Origin of the sequence: Streptomyces sp. NBC_01214 (genome assembly GCF_026340975.1) — a bacterium.
Taxonomy (GTDB): domain Bacteria; phylum Actinomycetota; class Actinomycetes; order Streptomycetales; family Streptomycetaceae; genus Streptomyces.
This window is the reverse complement of the sequence record NZ_JAPEOS010000003.1, coordinates 612,787-631,675: the sequence shown is the minus strand read 5'-3', so window position 1 is coordinate 631,675 and position 18,889 is coordinate 612,787. Positions and strand designations below refer to the sequence as shown.

Here is an 18,889-nt window from a genome sequence, read left to right as displayed (position 1 = left end):
GGCGTGCCTCCGGTCATGGGTGTCAGGGCGTCGTGTGCCGGTGAGTGCGCCGGACCCAGCGCCGCAGTTCGTCGGTGCCCCAGACGAGGACGGGGAAGGTGGCGATGAGTGCGACGACGTCCAGTGGCAGGGCGGCGGTACCGAACAGGCCCTGCAGGGGCGGCGCGTACACGAGGGCCGCGGTGAAGGCGAGCTCGAAGGCGATGCCCGCCAGGAGCAGGGGGTTGGTGAACAGGCCGATGTCGCGCAGGGCCGCATGGTCGGTGCGGGCGGCGAAGGCGGTGCCGACCTGGCAGGTGACGATGCCGGCGAACGTGGCCGTGGTCGCGGTGACGTACGCGTGGTGCAGGGGGCTGCCCGTGCCGGTGGGGTCGCCCGGTTGCCAGCCCGCGCGCCACAGTACGTAGAAGAACGCGCCCATGACCAGGATGGCGGAGACGGTACCGAGGTAGCCCCAGCTGCGGATGAGCATGTCGCGGGAGATGACTCCTTGCGAACTCGGGCGGGGCGGGCGGCTCATGGTGCCCGGTTCGGCTCGTTCGCGGCCGAGGGCCAGAGCCGGGAGGGTCTCGGTGCCGAGGTCGATGGCGAGGATCTGCAGGACGGTCAGCGGGAGCGGGACCGTGCCGGCCGACAGCGCGAAGACCAGGAAGGGAACGACCTCGGGGGTGAGGTGGGCGAAGATGTAGACGATGAACTTGCGGACGTTGTCGTAGACGCGGCGGCCGGATTCGATCGCGGTGACGATGGTGGCGAAGTTGTCGTCGGTCAGCACCATGGTGGACGCCTCACGAGCCACGTCCGTGCCGGAGAGTCCCATCGCCACTCCGATGTGGGCCCGGTGCAGGGCGGGGGCGTCATTGACCCCGTCACCGGTCATGGCGACGATCTGCCCGTGTGCACGCAGGGCGTCGGCCACCTTCAGCTTCGTCTCGGGTGAGGAGCGGGCGAAGACGACTTCGGCGTCCGCCGATGCGAGGAGTGCGTCGAGTTCGTGGTCGCCGATCGACTCGGACTGTGCCACCACTTGCAGACGAGGCAGGCCGATGCCGACTTCGCGGGCGACGGCCGCGGCGGTGGCGCCGTTGTCGCCGGTGACGATGTGCACGCGGAGCCCTGCCTCATGGCAGCGCCGGACGGCGGCGGCGACTTCGGGGCGTGGCGGGTCATACAGGCCGACGAGCCCGAGCAGGCGGAGCCCGGTCTCCGCGTCCTGGCGACGGGTCGGTACCTCGGCACCGGCCGGCAGTGTTCGGACGGCGACGGCCAGGACGCGCATGCCTTCGTGGGCGAGTTCCTCCGCCGCGGCGGCCGCGGACCCCGAACTGCCTTCCAGGGTGTGCAACACCGTCTCCGGCGCGCCCTTGACGATGACGCGCAGACCCTGCACGCCATCGGCTTGGACCACGGACATCAGACGCAGCCGGGGGTCGAAGCGGAAGAGGGCCCGGCGCCCGGTGTCACGGCCGTCGAGGTCGACGGGAGCGGCGTGGGCAGCGGCGCCTTCTACCAGAGCCATCTCCGTCGGGTCGCCGCGAAGTGCGCCTTCCTCGTCCCGGGTGACCGTCGTGCACAGCGCGCTGGTCCGCATCAGCTCTCCGTCCCAGGGGCCGGGCTCCCTTCCGTGCTCCGGCGTCCACACGGCTTGGAGTCGCATGCGGTTCTGGGTGAGGGTTCCGGTCTTGTCGGTGCAGATGACGTTGGTGGAGCCGAGCGTTTCGACGGCGCTCAGGCGTTTGATCACCGCTCCTTGGCGGGCGAGGACGCGTACGCCGACGGCGAGTGCGAGGGTGATGGTCGGCAGCAGGCCCTCGGGGACGTTGGCGACGAGGAGCCCGATCGCGAACATGAGGGTGTCCGTCAGCGGCAGGCCCACGGCGACTCCGGCCGCCAGGAACACGCCGCCCATGGCGACCGCTACGGCGGCGATGAGCCAGGCGACCTTCTTGACCTGCTGTTCCAGAGGGCTGGGGTCGCGGCGGGTGCCCTGGCTCAGTGCGGCGATGCGGCCGAGTTCCGTGTGGTCTCCGGTGGCGAACACGATCGCCTGGGCCTGGCCCCCGGTGCAGACGGTGCCGCTGAACACGAGGTTGGGTTCCTGCAGCAGCGGTGCTCCGATGAGTCCGGGGCCGGCGATACGTTCGGCGGGGGTGGACTCCCCCGTCAGCATCGACAGGTCGACCTCGATGCCTCCCTCGGTCAGCCGTGCGTCGGCGGGAACCTTGGCGCCCTCTTCGAGAACGGCCAGATCGCCCGGCACCAGTTCTCTTGCCTCCACCGCCGAGGGCCGGCCGTCGCGGATCACCAGGGCGTGCTCGGGGAGGTACTTCGCGAGTGTCTCCACCGCCTGTTCGGCCTGCCGTTCCTGGAGGAGCGCGAACGCCGCATTGACGAGAACCACGGCGATGATGGCCCATCCGAGCACGGGGATGCCGGCGACGAACGCCAGCACCGCGGCCGCCCAGAGCAGCAGGGCCAAGGGGTGGACCAGCTGCCGCACTAGTTCACGCCCCAGTGACGTACGCGCCTTGCGGCGGACCTCGTTCGGGCCGTAGACGGCAAGGCGGCGGGCCGCCTCGCGTGCGGAGAGTCCACTCGGCCCGGTGCCGAGCTCGCGCCTCAGGAGCGGCAACGGTTCCAGAGGGTCAGGGCTCGGGGGCAGCCCGCCCGCGGGGGACAGGGGCCTGGTGGCTGCCTCAGTCATCGCCGGGCCCCTGTTCGCGCCGCAGCCTGCCGGACCAGCGCGGCTCCACGGCCTCCCACTCGTGCTCCCACTGGGCCAGGCTGCGGGTCTCGACGAGGTGGAGGCGAAGACGGATCACTGCTCCCGAGGCAAGGGCGAGCAGTCCGAAAGCTCCGGCTCCCGCCGCTGCGGCCGTGAGCGCGCGTTGAGCTTCGGACGAAGGCGCTTGCGCTTCCCTGCCCGCGTCATCGACCCAGATCGCGACCGTCCGGTCTGCCGGAGTGCCGAACGGGACGGAGACCCTGCCGGAGTGCTGGTGAGCGGCCGGATACTCCCAGACGGCTGGAGCGACCACACGCGAGGTGCCGCTGGAACGGCTGGAGACCGCGCGCTCCGCGGAGCCGACCGTCGTCGCCTCGATCCGGTGCCGGTGGCGGGCCGTTTCCCCGGCGGTCCGGCTTTCGGAGTCCCAGACGGCCGTCGTGACGACGACGCCGCAGAGCAAGGCGATCAGGAAGGACAGTACGAAGACGACGTTCCAGCGGCGCCGGGTCCGGTCGACCGGCCGACGCAGCTCGTTCGGACGTCCGTCGAACAGCCGACGCACCCGGCCGACCCTCGCCGGACGCGATCGCGTGGGCCCGTCTCCGGGCGTGCCGGTCTCGGACATCGTGCACCTCCGCGCGCTCTGATCCTGCCCGGCCGCTCAGCGGGGAGCGGCGAGTTCGGCGCTGATGTGGTGGGCCCATGTCCGGATCCGCTCGGGATTGCGGAAGTCCCCGCCCTTGCCCGCACGGACCATGGCCCGGGCGATAAACCCGGGCGTATTGGAGGTAATGCTGCCGCCGAAAGTGACGTGCTCGCGTGCGCCGAGGCGCTCCATCTCCCGGGCCACCGCCGGGACCGGCGCAATGTCGTGCTGCTCGGCGGAACTGTCGACGGGGCCGCTGCTGAACAGGTAGACCGGACGATGCTTGAGGAGGTCCTCGTTGCGTTCGGCGCAGCGCTTGGCCTTGCCGCTCCAGTGCCCGGCGTACAGGGCGCCTCCGAGCACCACGGCGTCATAGCCGCGTACGTCGTCCACGTCGTCGGCGGGGACCACGACGGCGTCGAGGCCGTCCTCACGCAGGGTCCTGCCGATCTCGGAAGCGATTCCGGCGGTCGCACCGTGCTTGGTGCCGTAGGCGACCAGGACGCGCTTGGACGTCATGACGACTCTCCCTTGCCCTCTGCTGTGGTGCGCTTGACGGGGATGCTGCGCCTGGACTCCTCGGGCGCGGCCGGCATCGGCACGCGCACGGTGAGTACGCCGTCCTCGTACGCTGCCTCGACTTCGTCGGAGGGGATCGGCCCGGGCAGGCGCACGGTCCTCTGGAAGGAGCCGTAGCGGAACTCCGAGTGATCCTTCTCCTCCTTGCTCTCGGTGTGCTCGGCACTGACGGTGAGGGTGTCCCCCTCGACCGTGATCTGGATGTCCTTGTCGGGGTCCATCCCGGGGAGTTCGGCACGCAGCGTGTACTGCCCGTCCTTGTTGGTCACCTCGATCGCGATCGGATGGGTGTCGAACGACGGCCGCCACTGCGGGAACCGGGGGAAATCGGTGCCGAACCAGTCCCTGAAGTCGGGGAACGGGCTGCGCCTGCGCTCCGGGTGCGTTCCTGGCATGGTGTGCTCCGTTCCGGCGCCTGGTCAGCGCCTTCCTGTGCTGCTTTCTTTCACTGTCGCGAGGGGGACGGCTGCTCCGCTTGGGGCCATCGGGTCCCGGATGGGGCCGTTCGGCCCTCCCCGTACCGGGCCAGTTCGGCGGCGGCCACGTGCTGCTTGACCGAGGCGAAGCTGTCCGGGGCGACGGAGATCGAGTCGATGCCGGTCTTGACCAGGAACTCGGTGAAGGCGGGGTCGTCACTGGGCCGCTGGCCGCACAGGCCGACCGGACGGCCGACGGACTGGGCGCGCGGGACGAGGGTCTCGATGCTGCGGGTGACGGCCGGGTCGGTCTCGTCGAAGACGCGGGCGAGGGCTTCGGAGTCGCGGTCGACGCCCAGGGTGAGCTGGGTGAGGTCGTTGCTGCCGATGGAGAAGCCGTCGAAGCGTTCGGCGAAGTCCTCGGCCAGGATGACGTTGGCGGGGATCTCCGCCATGACGTACACCTTCAGCCCGTTCTCCCCTCGTCTGAGGCCTTCCTCGCCCATGACCTCCAGGACCCGGTCGGCCTCGTCGAGGGTGCGGCAGAAGGGGATCATGACGATCACGTTCGTCAGGCCCATCTCGTCGCGGACCCGGCGCAGCGCCCGGCATTCGAGGGCGAATCCTTCCCGGTATCCGTCGCTGTAGTAGCGGCTCGCACCCCGCCAGCCGATCATCGGGTTGGCTTCGACCGGCTCGAACGGACGGCCGCCGAGGAGTCGTGCGTACTCGTTGGTCTTGAAGTCGCTGGTCCGTACGACGACGGGGGCGGGCCAGCGGGAGGCGGCGATCCGGGCGATGCCGTACGCCAGGCGGTCCGTGAAGTAGCGGGTGCGGTCGAGGTAGCCCTCGGTGAGTTGATCGACGGCGCAGCGGTCGGCGTGGTCCAGGCGTTCGGGGTGCAGGAGGGCCATGGGGTGGACCTTGACCTGGTGCGCCACGATGAACTCCAGCCGGGCCAGGCCGACACCGTCGGCCGGCAGGCGCCACCATCGGAAGGCGGCGGAGGGGTCGGCGAGGTTGAGCATGACGCGCGTCCGGGTGGCGGGAATGCCGGCGAGGTCGGTCTCCGTCTCCTCGTAGGCGAGCAGCCCGTCGTAGACCTTGCCGCGTCCGCCTTCGGCGCAGGAGACGGTCACCTTCTGTCCGTCGGGCAGGGCCTGAGTCGCCCGGCCGGTGCCGACGACGGCGGGGACGCCGAGTTCGCGGCTGACGATCGCTGCGTGCGAGGTGCGGCCGCCGTGGTCGGTGACGATGGCGGAGGCACGCTTCATGATCGGTTCCCAGTCCGGGTCGGTGATGCCGGTGACGAGCACCCCGCCGGACGGGAAGCGGTCGAGGTCGACGGGAGTGTCCAGAACGACGACCGGTCCGCTGCCGATGGCTTCGCCCACGGCGGTGCCGTCCACGAGAGGCGTACCGGGCGTGGCCGTCAGGCGGCAGCGGCGCAGGGTGGAGGCGGCGCGGCGGGACTGTACGGTCTCGGGTCGGGCCTGGACGATCCACAGGTCTCCGGTGAGGCCGTCCTTGGCCCATTCCAGGTCCATGGGGCAGCCGTAGTGCCCTTCGACGGTCAGTGCCCAGTCGGCGAGGAGCCGGACCTCGGTGTCGGTCAGGACCCGTTGCGAGCGCTCCTCGGGGGTGGTGTCGACGGTCCGGGTCAGTCCGTGCTCCGCGTAGACCGCCTTCCGCCGCTTCGCTCCGACGCGTACGTCGATCAGCGGATCCAGCTCCGGGTCCTCCAGGCTGGGCTTGAAGACGGTGTACTCGTCGGGGTCGACCTGCCCGCTGACGACTGTCTCACCGAGCCCGAACGCCGCGCTGATGACGATGACCTCGGGGAATCCGCTCTCGGGGTCAAGGGTGAAGATCACGCCGGCGCCGGCCAGGTCCGAGCGGACCATGGTCTGGACGCCGACGGACAGGGCGACCTGGAGGTGGTCGAAGCCCATCCGCTCCCGGTAGTCGATGGCGCGGTCGGTGTAGAGGGACGCGTAGCAGCGGTGCACCGACTCCAGCAGCCGGGCGGTCCCGCGCACGTTCAGGTACGTCTCCTGCTGGCCGGCGAAGCTCGCCTCCGGCAGGTCCTCGGCGGTGGCACTGCTGCGCACGGCGACCTCCGGCTCCGCGCGTCCTTCGTCGCGCCCCAGCTGCTCGTACGCGGAGACGATCTCGGCCCGCAGCCCTGGGGGCAGCGGCTCGGCGAGGGTCATCGACCGGATCGCGGCCCCGACCTCGTCGAGCGCGGCGCCTTCGCGCAGGCGCACGATCTGTTCCTCGATCCGCCCGCGCAGTCCGTGTCCGTCGAGCAGCTCTCCGTACGCGTCGGCCGTCGTTGCGAACCCCGGAGGGACGCGCACACCGGCACCGGCCAGGTGGGCGGTCATCTCCCCCAGGGAGGCGTTCTTGCCCCCGACACTCCCGACGTCCTGTCGGCCGAGTTCCGCGAACGGAATGACGTGCCGTGTGCTTGCCATGACGACCTCCGGACTCAGTACGGGAGCGGGCGGCCGGACGGCGTGCGGAGGTCCAGCGGCGCGGGCTTGTGGGGCTGCTTCAGGTGGGGCTGGATACGGATGCGCTGCATCGTGGCCACCTCTTCCGGAAACGGAGCCTGGATCGGCATCCGGCTTCCACGGTCACGCCTGGAGGTGGCTGCGCCGCAGTGCCGAGTGGGACAGGAGCGAGGGGCCGACCGGTCCGTACCTCGGAGGGGCCGACCTGCCCATGGCGGGCCGGGCAGGGAACCGCAGGGCTCATGCCCGACAGGCGCAGGCCGTGCGGGCGGCGGGCAGGTCCGAGACGACCATCGCGGATGTCTACGCGGCGACGATGACGGTGCCGTGCCTGCGGGGGAGTGTGCGCACTCCTGAACGGTGTCCACTGGTCAGCCGGCTTCCATGCGGAACCACCTCTGCCGCCCCGCGGGCAGGTCCGCGGTCACGCCACCGGACAGGCACAGGGGAAGGGGATGTGCCGTTCGGGATGAGGGGACCTCGATGCCCAGTTTTCCTGGGACGAACCGGATATGGATGCCGCGGTGCCCCAGGCAGTCGACGGTGAAGGAGCAGCGGGGCACCTCCCGGAGCGGGACGGGGTCGATGCGCAGTCCGTCCGGGCCGGCCTCGAGCCCCACGATGCCGCGTTCGATGAGGTCGAGGGTGCCGGCCATGGCTCCGAGGTGGATGCCTTCGCCGGTGGTGCCGCCCTGGATGTCCATCACGTCTCCGAGCAGGGCTTCCTCACAGTACCGCCAGGCGTCGGGGCCCTTGTGGCGGGCCAGGACCCAGCCGTGGACGAGACTGCTGAGCGTCGAACCATGGCTCGTGCGCCGCAAGTAGTACGCGACGGTCGCCCGCCAGAGGGCATCGTCGAGTCGGTAACCGAGCCGGGCGAAGATGTCGTGCAGCTCGTCGGGGCGGAAGAGGTAGCCGAGCATGAGGGTGTCGGCCTGCTTCGACGCCTGGTAGCGGTTCACCGTGTCGTCCTCGGACTCCAGGATCCTGTCGAGGCGGCGGATGTCCGTGTACCGAGCGCGATAGCCGTCCCAGTCCAGCTCGGCCAGCTCGCCGTAGCCCTCGAACTGGCTGATGACCTTGCCGTGCAAGGGGACGTAGAGACGGCGTGAGACGTCCTCCCAGCGGTTCAGCACCTCTGCGTCGAGGCCCAGCTGCTGCTCAAGTTGACGCATGCGCGTCCGCGGCAGCTCTGCGGCCAGCTCGAGTCCGCGGGCCAGTACCCATGCGGCGGTCACGTTCGTGTAGGCGTTGTCGTCGATCCCCGGAGTTGCGGCCCCGGGGTAGGCGTCGTGGTATTCGTCCGGGCCCACGACCCCGCGGATCCGGTAGCGCTCCCGGTCGGTGTCGTAGTCGGCGACCGCTCCCCAGTAGCGGGCGATGCTCATGAGCAGTTCGGCGCCGGGGCCGTACAGGAAGCCTGTGTCACCGGTGGTCTGCGCATAGCGCCAGACGTTCCAGGCGATCGCGGAGCCCACATGGCGCTGGAGGCGGGAGTGGTCCGCCAGCCAGCGGCCGGAGCGCGGATTGAGGTGCAATGTCTGCGTTTCCTCGTGCCCCGAACTGGCGCTCTGCCAGGGGAACATCGCGCCCTGCTCCCCGGCCCGCCGCGCTGCGGCACGGGCCGCGGGCAGGCGCCGGTGGCGGTACATGAGCACGGCGCGTGCCACCTCGGGGAGGTGCAGGGTGAGGTAGGGGGTGACGAACAGCTCGTCCCAGAAGACGTGGCCCCGGTACGCCTCTCCGTGCAGGCCTCTGGCGGGTACGCCGGCGTCGAGCTCCGCCGTGTGCGGGGAAAGGGTCTGCAGGACGTGGAAGGCGTGGAGGCGCAGGATCCTGCCGGCCTCGCCGGGCACCTTCACCTCGCCCCGGCTCCACAGGTCTTCCCAGGCGGCCTTGTGGCCGGCGAGCGCGGTCGCGAAGTCCGGTGCGTACGTGACGTGTTCGACCGCGGACGTGAGCGGATCGCCCACCGGCCGGTCCAGCGAGCTGTACAGGGCGGCCGACTTGAGGACGACGACGGGATGTCCGCGGGAGATCGGCAACCGGAAGGTCTGCGCGGTCGCCGCCTCCGTGCAGCTCGGGTTCATGGCGGCCAGGGGGCGGGAGGATGTGCGTACCGCGATGCCGATCCGGGTGCGGAGCGATGTGGTCTCGCAGGAGAGCCAGGCGATGCCGTCCGCGCCGACGCCGGCGCAGTGGCCGGTGAGGTGGCGCCCATCGAGGGCCCGGTACCGTGCTACGCCGGCATTGGTGACGTCACCGTCGAGTACGGACTGGATCTCGATGGTTCCGCGCCATCCGGACGCGCGGAAGGTGCTCTGCTGAGCGGCGAGGTAGGGGTCCGCCATGTGAACGAGTCGGATGTGGGTGACGCCCAGCCGACGGCCGTGGCCGTCCTGGAACAGCATGCGGCGGGTGAGGGTCCCCGCGTGCAGATCCAGTACGGCGCGGTGATGGCGCAGGCTCGGGTCGTCGGGAGTGAGCCACTCCCCCGCCGGCCCGTCCTCCGGCAGGCAGCGGTAGCGCACCCGGGTCCAGTCGGGGAGGTTGACCATGTCCTCGTTGCCGACCTGTTTGCCGGCCACCTGCGAGGGGAGCCAGTTGTAGCAGCCCGCCGCGTAGGTGCCGGGATAGTGCACGGCGTCGGCGGGTGATTCGGGGGCGGCTCCGCGCGTGGCGAACCGGCCGTTCCCCAGCGTGCACAAGGCCTCGACGACCCGCTCCGTCTTCGGGTCGTAGCGGTCGAAAGTCCGGGTCCACGCGGTGTTCACAGCCGCGCTCCGGCAACGGTGTCGACGACGGCGGTGAGGTCTGGGAGCACGACATCCGCGCCGTGAGCCCGCATGCTCTCCGCGGCAGACGTGCCGCCGGACCGGTCGAGGCCGATCACCAGGCCGAAGTGCCCGCGTCGGCCTGCCTCCACCCCGGCCAGAGCGTCTTCGACCATCGCCGCGTCGGCCGGGTCCACGTGCAGCCGGCGTACCGCTTCCAGGAACAGGGCGGGGTCCGGCTTGCCCGCAAGGGCCAGCCGGTCGGCGTCCGTGCCGTCCACGAGCACGTCGACGAGGGGGGTGATCGCGGCGGACTCCAGCAAAGGGCGGGCATGCCTGGATGCGGATACAGCGGCGCACCTCATCCCCCGGTCGCGCAGCGCTTCGAGTGCGGGCCGGACTTCCGAGAACGCCTCGACGGCTCCGGCCTGGAGCGCCTCCGTGAACGCGCGCTCCTTCCGGGCGGCGACCGCCCACGCCGTGCCGCACCCCGGCGGATCCGCGGCGTCGCCAGGCGGCAGCTCGATGCCGCGCGCGGTCAGGAAGGCGAGAGCGCCGTCGAGACGGGGTTTCCCGTCCACCAGTTCCCGGTACTCCCGCTCGGTGTCGAAGGGCGGCTGGGCTGCGTGGCCCGTGTCGGCCGCCCAGGCGTCGAGGCAGCCGTCGAAAGCGGACTTCCACGCAGCGGCGTGCAGCGCGGCGGAGTCGAGGAGGACCCCGTCGGTGTCCAGGACGACGGCGCGAAGCGGGCTCACTGCCGGATCACCCGGCGCCCGGTGATCCGGATCGGAGTGACCTTCATCCAGTGGGTCCGCGGACCGCCGGCCCAAGGCAGCGAGTACGAGACGGCCTCGAGCCGACCGAGCTCCTCCGCATCGGTGACGCCTTCTGCCTCGCCCACGGCCATGACGCTCCATCCCAGGCGCGTGACGTCGTCGATGCGGTCGACCTCGAAGGCCACTTCCGTCCCGGCGGCCCGCGCGAGCACCGCGTCACCCGAGGTCCTGAAGGCGATGTCGCGGCCCGCCACCACGTAATTGACCGGGAAGATCGCCGGACCGTCCGGGGTGAAGACGGCGATCCTGCCGACGCCGTGCGTGGAAAGCAGCCGCCGGCACTCGCCCTCGGACAACTCGACCAGCTCGGCGTCCCGGACGGCCGTTCCTCTGCCGGGTGGGTATTCCGTCGTCGCGCCGGAGAGTTCCGCCGTGGTCGTCCCCAGCGCGTCGGCGAGACGCAGGAGGGAGCCGGTCGCCGGCGCTGCCGCGTGTTCCTCCAGGTAGGTGATGTACGCGCCGTCAGCCCCGCAGCGCTCACCCAGTTGGTCCCGGGTGAGGCCGAGTTCCTCACGGCGCATGGCGATCCGCCGTCCGAGGTCCGTGCGTCCGGCCGGCGCCTCCGCGGCGCCCGGCCTGTGCTGGGTTCTGCTCATCGTCTTCACGTCCTCTCGGTGTCACGGCCGGGTGGCCGGGACGGTGACGGCGTCGTGCCGGGCCCCACCGAGCGCGACCTTGAGGGCACCGGTGTCGCCCGCACGGGCTGTGCCGGCGATCCTGTGGCCCAGCACCCGCCCGCTGCTCCCGCAGCACTGGCCGTAGTGGCTCTCGCGGCAGAAGCGGCAGCGGCCGCAGGCCGAGATGCCGGAGACGAGCACCCGGTCCCCGGGCCGCACCGTAGGGACGTCGCCGCCGGTCTCGACGGCGGTGCCGACCGCCTCATGGCCGAGGATCCTGCCCGGGGTCCCCTCGGGCACGTCGCCCTTGACGACGTGCAGGTCGATACCGCAGATGGTGACGTCGTCGACACGAACGATCGCGTCGGCGGCGTCCTTGATGCCCGGGTCCGGTAGGCCCTGCCATGCGGTCTGTCCGGCGCCGTGGAAGACCAGTGCCTCCATGACGTCCCTTTCTTCCATTTCCCACCGCTTGAGGTGTCACCGCCAGGCTGGACCGGACTCGACCGGCCGCGCATGGGCCGGTCGGTCCCCTGCCGGGGCCTGTCGGCCCCCTGCCGGCCCCCGCACCCGGTGCGATGGTGAGAACCGGATCCCCTTACCGAAGGGAGGGCCGGTCGTGTCCGAGACAGCCCCGCGCCCCGCCACCGCCGCGCCCAGACCCGCACTCCTGCGTCTGCTCGGTGCGGTACGCACGGTCACCGGCAGCAAGTTCCTCGTCGAGAGCGACCACGCCCGCATCCTGGTCGACTGCGGGCTCTTCCAGGGTTTCGCGGACCTGCGCCGTCGCAACTGGGAGAAGCCCGGCTTCGATGCCTCCGACCTCCACGCCGTGGTCATCACCCACGCTCACCTGGACCACTGCGGCTATCTGCCGCGCCTGGTCCGGCACGGCTTCCGGGGCCCGATCCTGAGCACCGCGCCGACCGCCCGGCTCGCCGAAATCGTGCTCCGTGACAGCGCCCGCCTCCAGATGGAGGCAGCCGAGCACGCCAACAGCCACGGCTGGTCCAAGCACCGCCCCGCCAAGCCGCTCTACGACGACACGGACGTCGAGAACACGCTGACGTTCTTCGACCCGGTCGAGATCGGCAGCGAAATCGAGATCATGGCCGGAACGAAGCTGAGGCTGCACCACGGCGGGCACATCCTCGGCTCCGCCTGGGCCCACCTCACCCTGGAGGACGGCCACACCCTGGCCGTCAGCGGCGACCTGGGCCGCCCCGGGCACCCCCTGCTGCTGCCCCCGGAGCCGTTCTCCGGCGCCGACGTGCTACTGATGGAGTCCGCCTACGGCGACCGCCGCCACGACCACGAGACGGCGCGGCGCGAGTTCGCTGCCGTGGTCACCAGAACGCTGTCGCGGGGCGGAACCGTGGTCATCCCGTCGTTCGCGATCGACCGGACCGAGGTCGTCCTGCACGAGCTGGCCGGGCTGCGCCACGACGGCACCTTGCCCCGGAGCGTACCCGTGTACGTCGACAGTCCCATGGCCTTGGCCGCCCTGGACGTCTACCGGGACGCCCTGCGCTCCCACTCTCCCGAGCTGAGGCCCGAGATCCTGGCCCAGGGCGAGGCGGCGTTCAGCCCGGAGCCTTTCCTGGCCGCCCGTACCGTCCAGGAATCGATCGACATCAACAGCGCCACGGGCCCCGCGGTCATCGTCTCCTCCGCCGGCATGGCCACCGGTGGTCGGGTCCTGCACCACCTCCACCGGCTCTTGCCCGACCCCCGCAACGCCGTCGTCATCGTCGGCTTCGCCGCCGCCGGAACGCGGGCGCGTGACCTCGTCGACGGCGCCCGCACCCTGAAGATGTTCGGCGAGTACATCCCCGTACGTGCCGAGGTCGCCGACGTACCCCACTTCTCCGCCCACGCCGACGCCGACCAGATCATCGACTGGCTGCGCGCCGCCCCCGCCCCGCACACCACCTTCCTGGTCCACGGCGAGGAGGCCGCGGCCGGGACCCTCCGGGACCGCATCGACCGCGAGCTGGGCTGGACGGCCGTCGTACCCAAGCCCGGGGAGGCCGTCCTGGTCCGCTGACCCGGGCCGTATGGGCCCTGCGGTATGCACCGCGAGGCCCTCCCGCACCCCGAGGACCGGCGCGAGCCTGAAGGGGAAGGGCTGGAGGCACACCATGACCAGCATGAACACTCTCCTGGACGAGATGGAACCCGAAGCGCGTGAGGCCCTGCTCGCTTACGCCCACCGCGTAGACATCCCCGCCGGAACCCGCATCTTCAAGGAACGACAACGGGCCGACCGCTTCTGGATCATCGAGAACGGCACCGTCGACCTCGACCTGCACGTCCCCGGGCACAAGGCCGCCGTCATCGACACCCTCGGTTCGGGAGAGCTCCTCGGCTGGTCGTGGATGGTCCCGCCCTACGCCTGGCACCTGGGCGCCGTCACCACCCACCCTGTCCGCGCACTCGAATTCGACGCGGTGGCCGTACGGAAGCTCTGCGAAGAGAACCCGCCCGTGGGCCGTTGCATATCCACCGCTGTTGCCGCGATCATCGCCCGTCGGCTCGACTCGGACCGCGCCCGGATCCTCGACCTGTTCGCACCCCACCACAGCGACATGCCCCTCGCCTACGCCCGCTGAGGACCAGCCATGACCTCCACCCCGTACACCGTCAACGACGTCATGACGAAGACCGTCGTCACCGTCACGCCCGCCGCCGAATTCAAGGAGATCGCCACCGCGATGGAGCGCTGGAAGGTCACCGCAGTCCCGGTCATCGAGGGCGAAGGTCATGTCGTCGGCGTCGTCTCCGAGGCCGACCTCCTCACCAAGGAGGAGTTCCACGAACACGGACCGAGCCTGATCGAGCAGATGCGCCGCCTCGGCGACACCGCGAAGGCCGGATCGGTCCGCGCCGAGGAGCTGATGACGAGCCCGGCCGTCACCATCCGCCCCGACGCCACGCTCCCCCAGGCCGCCCGGCTGATGGCCGACCGCCACATCAAGCGTCTCCCGGTCGTGGATGCCGACGGCACTCTCCTCGGCGTCGTCAGCCGCGCCGACCTCCTGAAGGTCTTCCTCCGCACCGACGACGACCTGGCCACCGAAGTCCGCCGCGAGGTCGTCGAGCGCCTGTTCCCGCTCTCTCGCCGTGACATCACGGTTGAGGTGACGCACGGCGTCGTCACCCTGAGGGGAAGGACCCGCGACCCCCACCTCATCCCCGTGGCCACTCGCCTCGCCCGGGCTGTCGAAGGCGTGGTCGGTGTGCACTCCCGCCTCGAAGGCCCCGCATCCCCCTGACCGCTGTCCCTGCGCTACGGGGCCAGGTCCCGCCTCATCAGCAACGCGTGGCCCAGGATGAGCCCCACTGCTCCGACCCCGACCAGAACGCCCAACTGCGGCCACAGCACGTGGCCCTGCGCCAGTGCGTCACCCGGTGTGTAGTAGTGGAAGGGACTGATGAACCGCAGGGGTGCCGCCTTGGACCAGGCCAGCGCGATGAAGTTCAGCGCGAAGCCGACCGCCCCGATCGCGATCGTCGCACCGATCACCTGGGCGCGCCGGCTCCCCCATGCGGACACGGCCAGGGCCGGTCCGGCCAGGCACAGCGCGAAGCCGCACCCCATCAGCCCGGCGGCGAAGACACCGATGAGCGGCACGTCCCGGTGGATGTCCGGCGACAGCCAGACACCTGCCGCCACCGTCAGCGTCGCCGCGGCGTTCAGAGCGAGGGCGGCGATCACCACGGCGGCCGTCCGCTCGGCGAGCAGCCGGTTGCGGCTCACGGGGCGCACCATGATCAGCTCGATCGTCCCGGATTCCACGTCGGCCGCCACTGCCGCCGCGGCCAGGGCGCCGATCGCGGTCAGCTGCATGGCGATCCAGAACGGATGCACCAGTCCGGCCCCGAGCAGCCCCGGATAGCTCGCGATCGAGACGTCCCCGCCCGACCCGCTGAACGCCCGGTACGCCGACGGGGGTCCCTTCCCGCCCGCCGAGAACAGCTGCCCCGGCGCGATCGTGTTCGCCACCACCACGATCAGCGCCTCGAAGACGACCATCCCCACCACCAGGGCCATCAGCATCCGCCGGCGTCGGTGCAGTGCCAGCCACAGCAGGGGCCACCGCGTCTTCACGGCGCCGCCCCGTCCGCCTTGCCGTTGCGGTACAGGTCCAGGAACGCCTCGTCCAGACCCGCCTCCTCCACGATGACGTCGGCCACCCCCAGGGCCAGCAGCTCGCGCAGTGCCCCCACCACCTCGCTCGGGGGTACGAGCAGCTCCACCCGGTCGCCTTCCCAGCGGGGCACCCACTGCTCCGCGCGCCCCAGAGGGCGTGCCCCCTTCCTGTCGCCGAAGGTCAGGCGGATCCGCCGCGCACGCGCCTCCCGCAGGGCGGCCACGCTCTCCACCGTCACCAGGCGCCCGTCCCGGACGATCGCCACGCGTCCGCAGGCCCGCTGCACCTCCGGGAGCACATGGCTGGACAACAGCACAGTGCGGCCGTCGGCCGCGGCCTGCTCCATCAGCTCGAAGAACGTCTCCTGCACCAGAGGGTCCAGCCCCTCGGTCGGCTCGTCCAGCACCACCAGCCGGGGATCGTGCTGCAGCGCCTGCACCAGGCCCAGCTTCTGCTTCATGCCGCGCGAGTACCCGCCCACCGTGCGGCGCAGGACCGCTGGCGTCAGTCCCAGCCGCTCGCACAGTTCGGCCCGCCGTGTGCAGGGCCGGCCCTGGAGGGAACACAGCAGGTCGAGGGTCTGCGCCCCGGTGAGCTCCGGGTACAGCCGCAGCTCACCCGGGAGATAGCCGAGTTCCCGAGCCACCCGGCGGTGATCGGCGAGCGGGTCCATCCCCAGCACCCGCACATGCCCGGCCGTCGGGCGCAGCAAGCCGGTCAGGCACCTGAGGGTGGTGGTCTTGCCCGCCCCGTTCGGCCCGAGGAAGCCGAACACCTCGCCCGGACCGATGCCGAGTGTGAGTTCCTCCACCCCGACCACTGCCCCGTACCGCTTGGTCAGTCCTCTGAGCTCGATCGCGTCCATGGCGCCCACCCCACCAGTCTGTGCCCTGGCCCGGACCGACGCGCAGTGAGCCGAGAACGGGCCCCGCAGCGCCACAGAAAATACCCCCGGGGGTACTAGTGCTACGCTCGAGATATACCCCCGGGGGTAATTCTCACGAGAAGGAGCGACAGCGTGTTCTTCATCGACACCCTTGAACTGGAAGGGCTCGGCAACCGCAGCTACCTGGCGGGTGGCGCCCACACGGCCGTGGCAGTGGATCCACCGCGCGACGTCGACCAGGTGCTCGCCATGGCGGCACGGCGAGGGGTGCGGATCTCCCACGTCGTGGAGACCCACGTCCACAACGACTACGTCACCGGCGGCCTGGACCTGGCCCGCCTCACCGGCGCGGCCTACCTGATGCCCGCCGCGGCCCGGGTGTCCTTCGACCGCACCCCCGTCCATGACGGAGACACCTTCGCCGTGGACGACGGCATCACGCTGCGGGCCCTGGCCACCCCCGGCCACACCCCGCACCACACCTCCTACGTTCTGGAGGAGTGGGGTTCGGCCGTCGCCGTGTTCACCGGAGGCTCCCTCCTGATCGGGACGGTCGGACGGCCCGACCTGGTCGAGCCGCGACTGACCGAGGAGCTGGCCCGCGCCCAGCACGCCTCCGCACGCCGGCTGGCCGCTGAACTGCCTGACGAAACCCAGGTGCTGCCCACCCACGGGTTCGGAAGCTTCTGCTCCTCGGCCCAGGCCGACGGGGACGCCACCACCATCGGCAAGGAAAAGGCCGGCAACGACGCCCTGGTCCAGGAAGTCGACTCCTTCGTCTCCGCCCTGCTGGCCGGACTCGACGACGTGCCTGCCTACTACGCCCACATGGGCCCGGCCAACGCCGCGGGTCCGGCTCCGGTGGACCTCACCGCACCTCCCGTGGCGAATGCCGCCGACATCGCCGCCCGCCTGGCCGCCGGGGAGTGGGTGGTCGACCTGCGCAACCGCATCGCATTCGCCCGGGGACACGTAGCCGGATCGTTCAACTTCGAGGCCGACGGGAAGGTCGCGACCTACCTCGCGTGGTTGATCCCCTGGGGCAAGCCCGTCACGCTCCTCGCGGAATCCCCCGAGCAGCTGGCGAAGGCGCAGCGGGAACTGGCCCGGGTCGGGATCGACCGCCCGGCCGCCGCCGCCACCGGAGAGCCTGCCGAGTGGATCTCCGCGAACGAAGAACTGCGGTACTTCCAACGGGCCACCTTCGCCGACCTCGCCGCCCTGGACCCCTACGAGCACCGGATCGTGCTGGACGTACGGCGGGACTCCGAACGCGCGGACGGCTGGATCAAGGACTCGGTGCACATCCCGATCCACCAGCTCCACCGACGCCAGCACGAGTTGCCGGCCGGAGTGGTGTGGGTCCACTGCGCGGGCGGAATGCGCGCGGGGATCGCCGCCTCCCTGCTCGACGCCGCCGGACGCGACGTCGTGGCCGTCGACGATTCCTTCGACGCCGCCCGAAGCGCGGGCCTACCGATGGTCACCGGGCCCCGTTCCGACAGTTGACGGCTCGCCCTCCCCGTTCCCCACAAGAGAAGGATCCGATGATGTTCTCCCTCCGCCGCGGCCCCGCCCGCGTGACTCCAGCCGATGCCCATCAGCGCGCCCGAGACGAGGGTGCCGTCCTGCTCGACGTGCGCGAGCGGGCGGAATGGACAGCCGGGCACGCACCCGGCGCCGTGCACGCCCCGCTCTCCGCCCTGCTGGCCGGCGCCGGCCTGCCTCCGGCTGCCCAGGGACGGCCGCTGGTGGTGATCTGCCGCTCCGGGCACCGGTCCCAGCGGGCCGCGAGAATCCTGACCGAACGCGGAGCCGAGGCCGTCGACGTCAAGGGCGGCATGAACGCCTGGGCCGCGGCGGGGCTCCCGGTCGTCGACGGCCGCGGAAGCAGCGGCTCGATAGCGTGAGCACGCTCGTCCTCGCCCTGGTCGCAGGAGCCGTCGTCGGCCTGGCACTCGGCGCCCTGGGGGGCGGCGGCAGCGTGCTCGCAGTCCCCGCACTGATCTACCTGCTCGGCTTCACCCCTGCAGCCGCCACCACCGCGTCGCTGATCATCGTCACCGCCACGTCCGCCACCGCCCTCTACACCCACGCCACCTCCGGCAACGTCCGCTGGAGAACCGGCGCCCTCTTCGCGGCCGCCGGCATCCCTCCCGCCATGGCGGCAGCCGCCCTCGCCGCACGACTGCCCGGTCAGCTTCTCACCGCAGCGTTCGCAGCCGTCGCGGGCCTCGCGGCACTGCGCATGCTCAGGTCCCCCGCACCCGAGAACGAGGTCCGCCCGGTCCGCCCGGCCCGGGCCGCCGGAGCCGGCGCGAGCCTGGGGGCAGTCACCGGATTCCTGGGCGTCGGCGGCGGATTCCTCGCCGTCCCCGCCCTCGTAGGAGTACTGGGTCTGAGGATGCGGGTGGCCATCGGAACCAGCCTGCTCGTCATCACGGTCAACTCGCTCGCCGCACTCACCGTCCGTACGGGCAGCACCGCGCCTCTGAACTGGGCAGTCGTCGCGCCCTTCACCGGGGCGGCGATCCTCGCCGCCTGGGACGGAAAACGCCTGGCCGCCGCGATCAAGGGCCCAACCCTGCAACGGATCTTCGCAGTCGTGCTGCTGTGCGTCGCGGCCTTCATGCTCACCGATGCGGTCCGCTGACAGCGGATCCTCCCCACGGCCACACCCCCACAGCACGCCCGGCATCCGCACCCGGACACCGCCCACAACCAGCAGGAGACACTC

Annotated in this window: 16 protein-coding genes and 1 pseudogene; 6 read left to right on the top strand and 11 right to left on the bottom strand. The window is 71.2% G+C overall.

Annotated features, from left to right (window positions below; genetic code table 11):
• Positions 1-22 precede the first annotated feature (22 nt).
• From OG594_RS39110 to OG594_RS39070, 9 genes and pseudogenes are all read right to left on the bottom strand, one after another.
• Positions 23-2,704: a cation-transporting P-type ATPase gene (locus tag OG594_RS39110; protein WP_266607142.1), complete on the bottom strand. Its 2,682-nt coding sequence runs from the start codon at positions 2,702-2,704 to the stop codon at positions 23-25.
• Positions 2,697-3,290 (bottom strand): hypothetical protein, encoded by a 594-nt coding sequence (locus tag OG594_RS39105; RefSeq protein ID WP_266607141.1) that lies wholly within the window; start codon positions 3,288-3,290, stop codon positions 2,697-2,699. Before OG594_RS39105 ends, OG594_RS39110 begins: the two co-directional genes overlap by 8 nt.
• Before the next feature lie 99 nt (positions 3,291-3,389).
• On the bottom strand, positions 3,390-3,893 hold the full coding sequence (locus tag OG594_RS39100) for a flavodoxin domain-containing protein (protein ID WP_033223157.1): 504 nt from the start codon (positions 3,891-3,893) through the stop codon (positions 3,390-3,392).
• Positions 3,890-4,348 (bottom strand): Hsp20/alpha crystallin family protein, encoded by a 459-nt coding sequence (locus OG594_RS39095; protein WP_266607140.1) that lies wholly within the window; start codon positions 4,346-4,348, stop codon positions 3,890-3,892. Before OG594_RS39095 ends, OG594_RS39100 begins: the two co-directional genes overlap by 4 nt.
• A gap of 50 nt (positions 4,349-4,398) precedes the next feature.
• Complete coding sequence (gene ppsA, locus OG594_RS39090; RefSeq protein ID WP_266607139.1) at positions 4,399-6,846, bottom strand: phosphoenolpyruvate synthase; 2,448 nt, start codon at positions 6,844-6,846, stop codon at positions 4,399-4,401.
• Positions 6,847-7,256: 410 nt separating this feature from the next.
• On the bottom strand, positions 7,257-9,659 hold the full coding sequence (locus tag OG594_RS39085) for a glycoside hydrolase family 65 protein (protein ID WP_266607138.1): 2,403 nt from the start codon (positions 9,657-9,659) through the stop codon (positions 7,257-7,259).
• Positions 9,656-10,414, bottom strand: a complete 759-nt coding sequence (locus tag OG594_RS39080) for an HAD family phosphatase (protein WP_266607137.1) — start codon at positions 10,412-10,414, stop codon at positions 9,656-9,658. The genes OG594_RS39085 and OG594_RS39080 overlap by 4 nt, the downstream gene beginning before the upstream one ends.
• Positions 10,411-11,091 (bottom strand): pyridoxamine 5'-phosphate oxidase family protein, encoded by a 681-nt coding sequence (locus OG594_RS39075; RefSeq protein ID WP_266607136.1) that lies wholly within the window; start codon positions 11,089-11,091, stop codon positions 10,411-10,413. The genes OG594_RS39080 and OG594_RS39075 overlap by 4 nt, the downstream gene beginning before the upstream one ends.
• Positions 11,092-11,199: 108 nt before the next feature.
• Positions 11,200-11,556 (bottom strand): annotated as a pseudogene (locus tag OG594_RS39070) (alcohol dehydrogenase catalytic domain-containing protein); the annotation flags it as partial.
• 175 nt (positions 11,557-11,731) lie between these two features.
• Here OG594_RS39070 and OG594_RS39065 point away from each other — a divergent pair.
• The 3 genes from OG594_RS39065 (at position 11,732) to OG594_RS39055 (ending at position 14,387) form a co-directional block, all read left to right on the top strand.
• A complete protein-coding gene (locus OG594_RS39065) occupies positions 11,732-13,159 on the top strand; it encodes an MBL fold metallo-hydrolase RNA specificity domain-containing protein (protein WP_266607135.1) in 1,428 nt (475 codons plus the stop codon).
• Between the two features lie 103 nt (positions 13,160-13,262).
• Positions 13,263-13,724: a cyclic nucleotide-binding domain-containing protein gene (locus OG594_RS39060; RefSeq protein WP_323185426.1), complete on the top strand. Its 462-nt coding sequence runs from the start codon at positions 13,263-13,265 to the stop codon at positions 13,722-13,724.
• A gap of 9 nt (positions 13,725-13,733) precedes the next feature.
• Positions 13,734-14,387, top strand: coding sequence for a CBS domain-containing protein (locus tag OG594_RS39055; protein WP_266607133.1), 654 nt, complete (start codon positions 13,734-13,736; stop codon positions 14,385-14,387).
• Between the two features lie 14 nt (positions 14,388-14,401).
• Here OG594_RS39055 and OG594_RS39050 read toward each other — a convergent pair whose 3' ends face one another.
• Positions 14,402-15,223, bottom strand: a complete 822-nt coding sequence (locus OG594_RS39050; protein ID WP_266607132.1) for an ABC transporter permease subunit — start codon at positions 15,221-15,223, stop codon at positions 14,402-14,404.
• On the bottom strand, positions 15,220-16,131 hold the full coding sequence (locus OG594_RS39045; RefSeq protein WP_266607131.1) for an ABC transporter ATP-binding protein: 912 nt from the start codon (positions 16,129-16,131) through the stop codon (positions 15,220-15,222). The genes OG594_RS39050 and OG594_RS39045 overlap by 4 nt, the downstream gene beginning before the upstream one ends.
• Before the next feature lie 153 nt (positions 16,132-16,284).
• On the opposite strand from OG594_RS39045, the gene OG594_RS39040 reads away from it, so the two are divergent.
• Genes OG594_RS39040 through OG594_RS39030 form a run of 3 tightly spaced genes read left to right on the top strand, consistent with a single transcriptional unit; the run spans position 16,285 to position 18,805 of the window.
• The gene (locus tag OG594_RS39040; protein ID WP_266607130.1) at positions 16,285-17,661 is read left to right on the top strand and encodes an MBL fold metallo-hydrolase; all 1,377 of its coding nucleotides are present in this window, start codon (positions 16,285-16,287) and stop codon (positions 17,659-17,661) included.
• 41 nt (positions 17,662-17,702) lie between these two features.
• Positions 17,703-18,062, top strand: coding sequence for a rhodanese-like domain-containing protein (locus OG594_RS39035; protein ID WP_266608792.1), 360 nt, complete (start codon positions 17,703-17,705; stop codon positions 18,060-18,062).
• A complete protein-coding gene (locus OG594_RS39030) occupies positions 18,059-18,805 on the top strand; it encodes a sulfite exporter TauE/SafE family protein (RefSeq protein ID WP_266607129.1) in 747 nt (248 codons plus the stop codon). Before OG594_RS39035 ends, OG594_RS39030 begins: the two co-directional genes overlap by 4 nt.
• Positions 18,806-18,889: the final 84 nt, after the last annotated feature.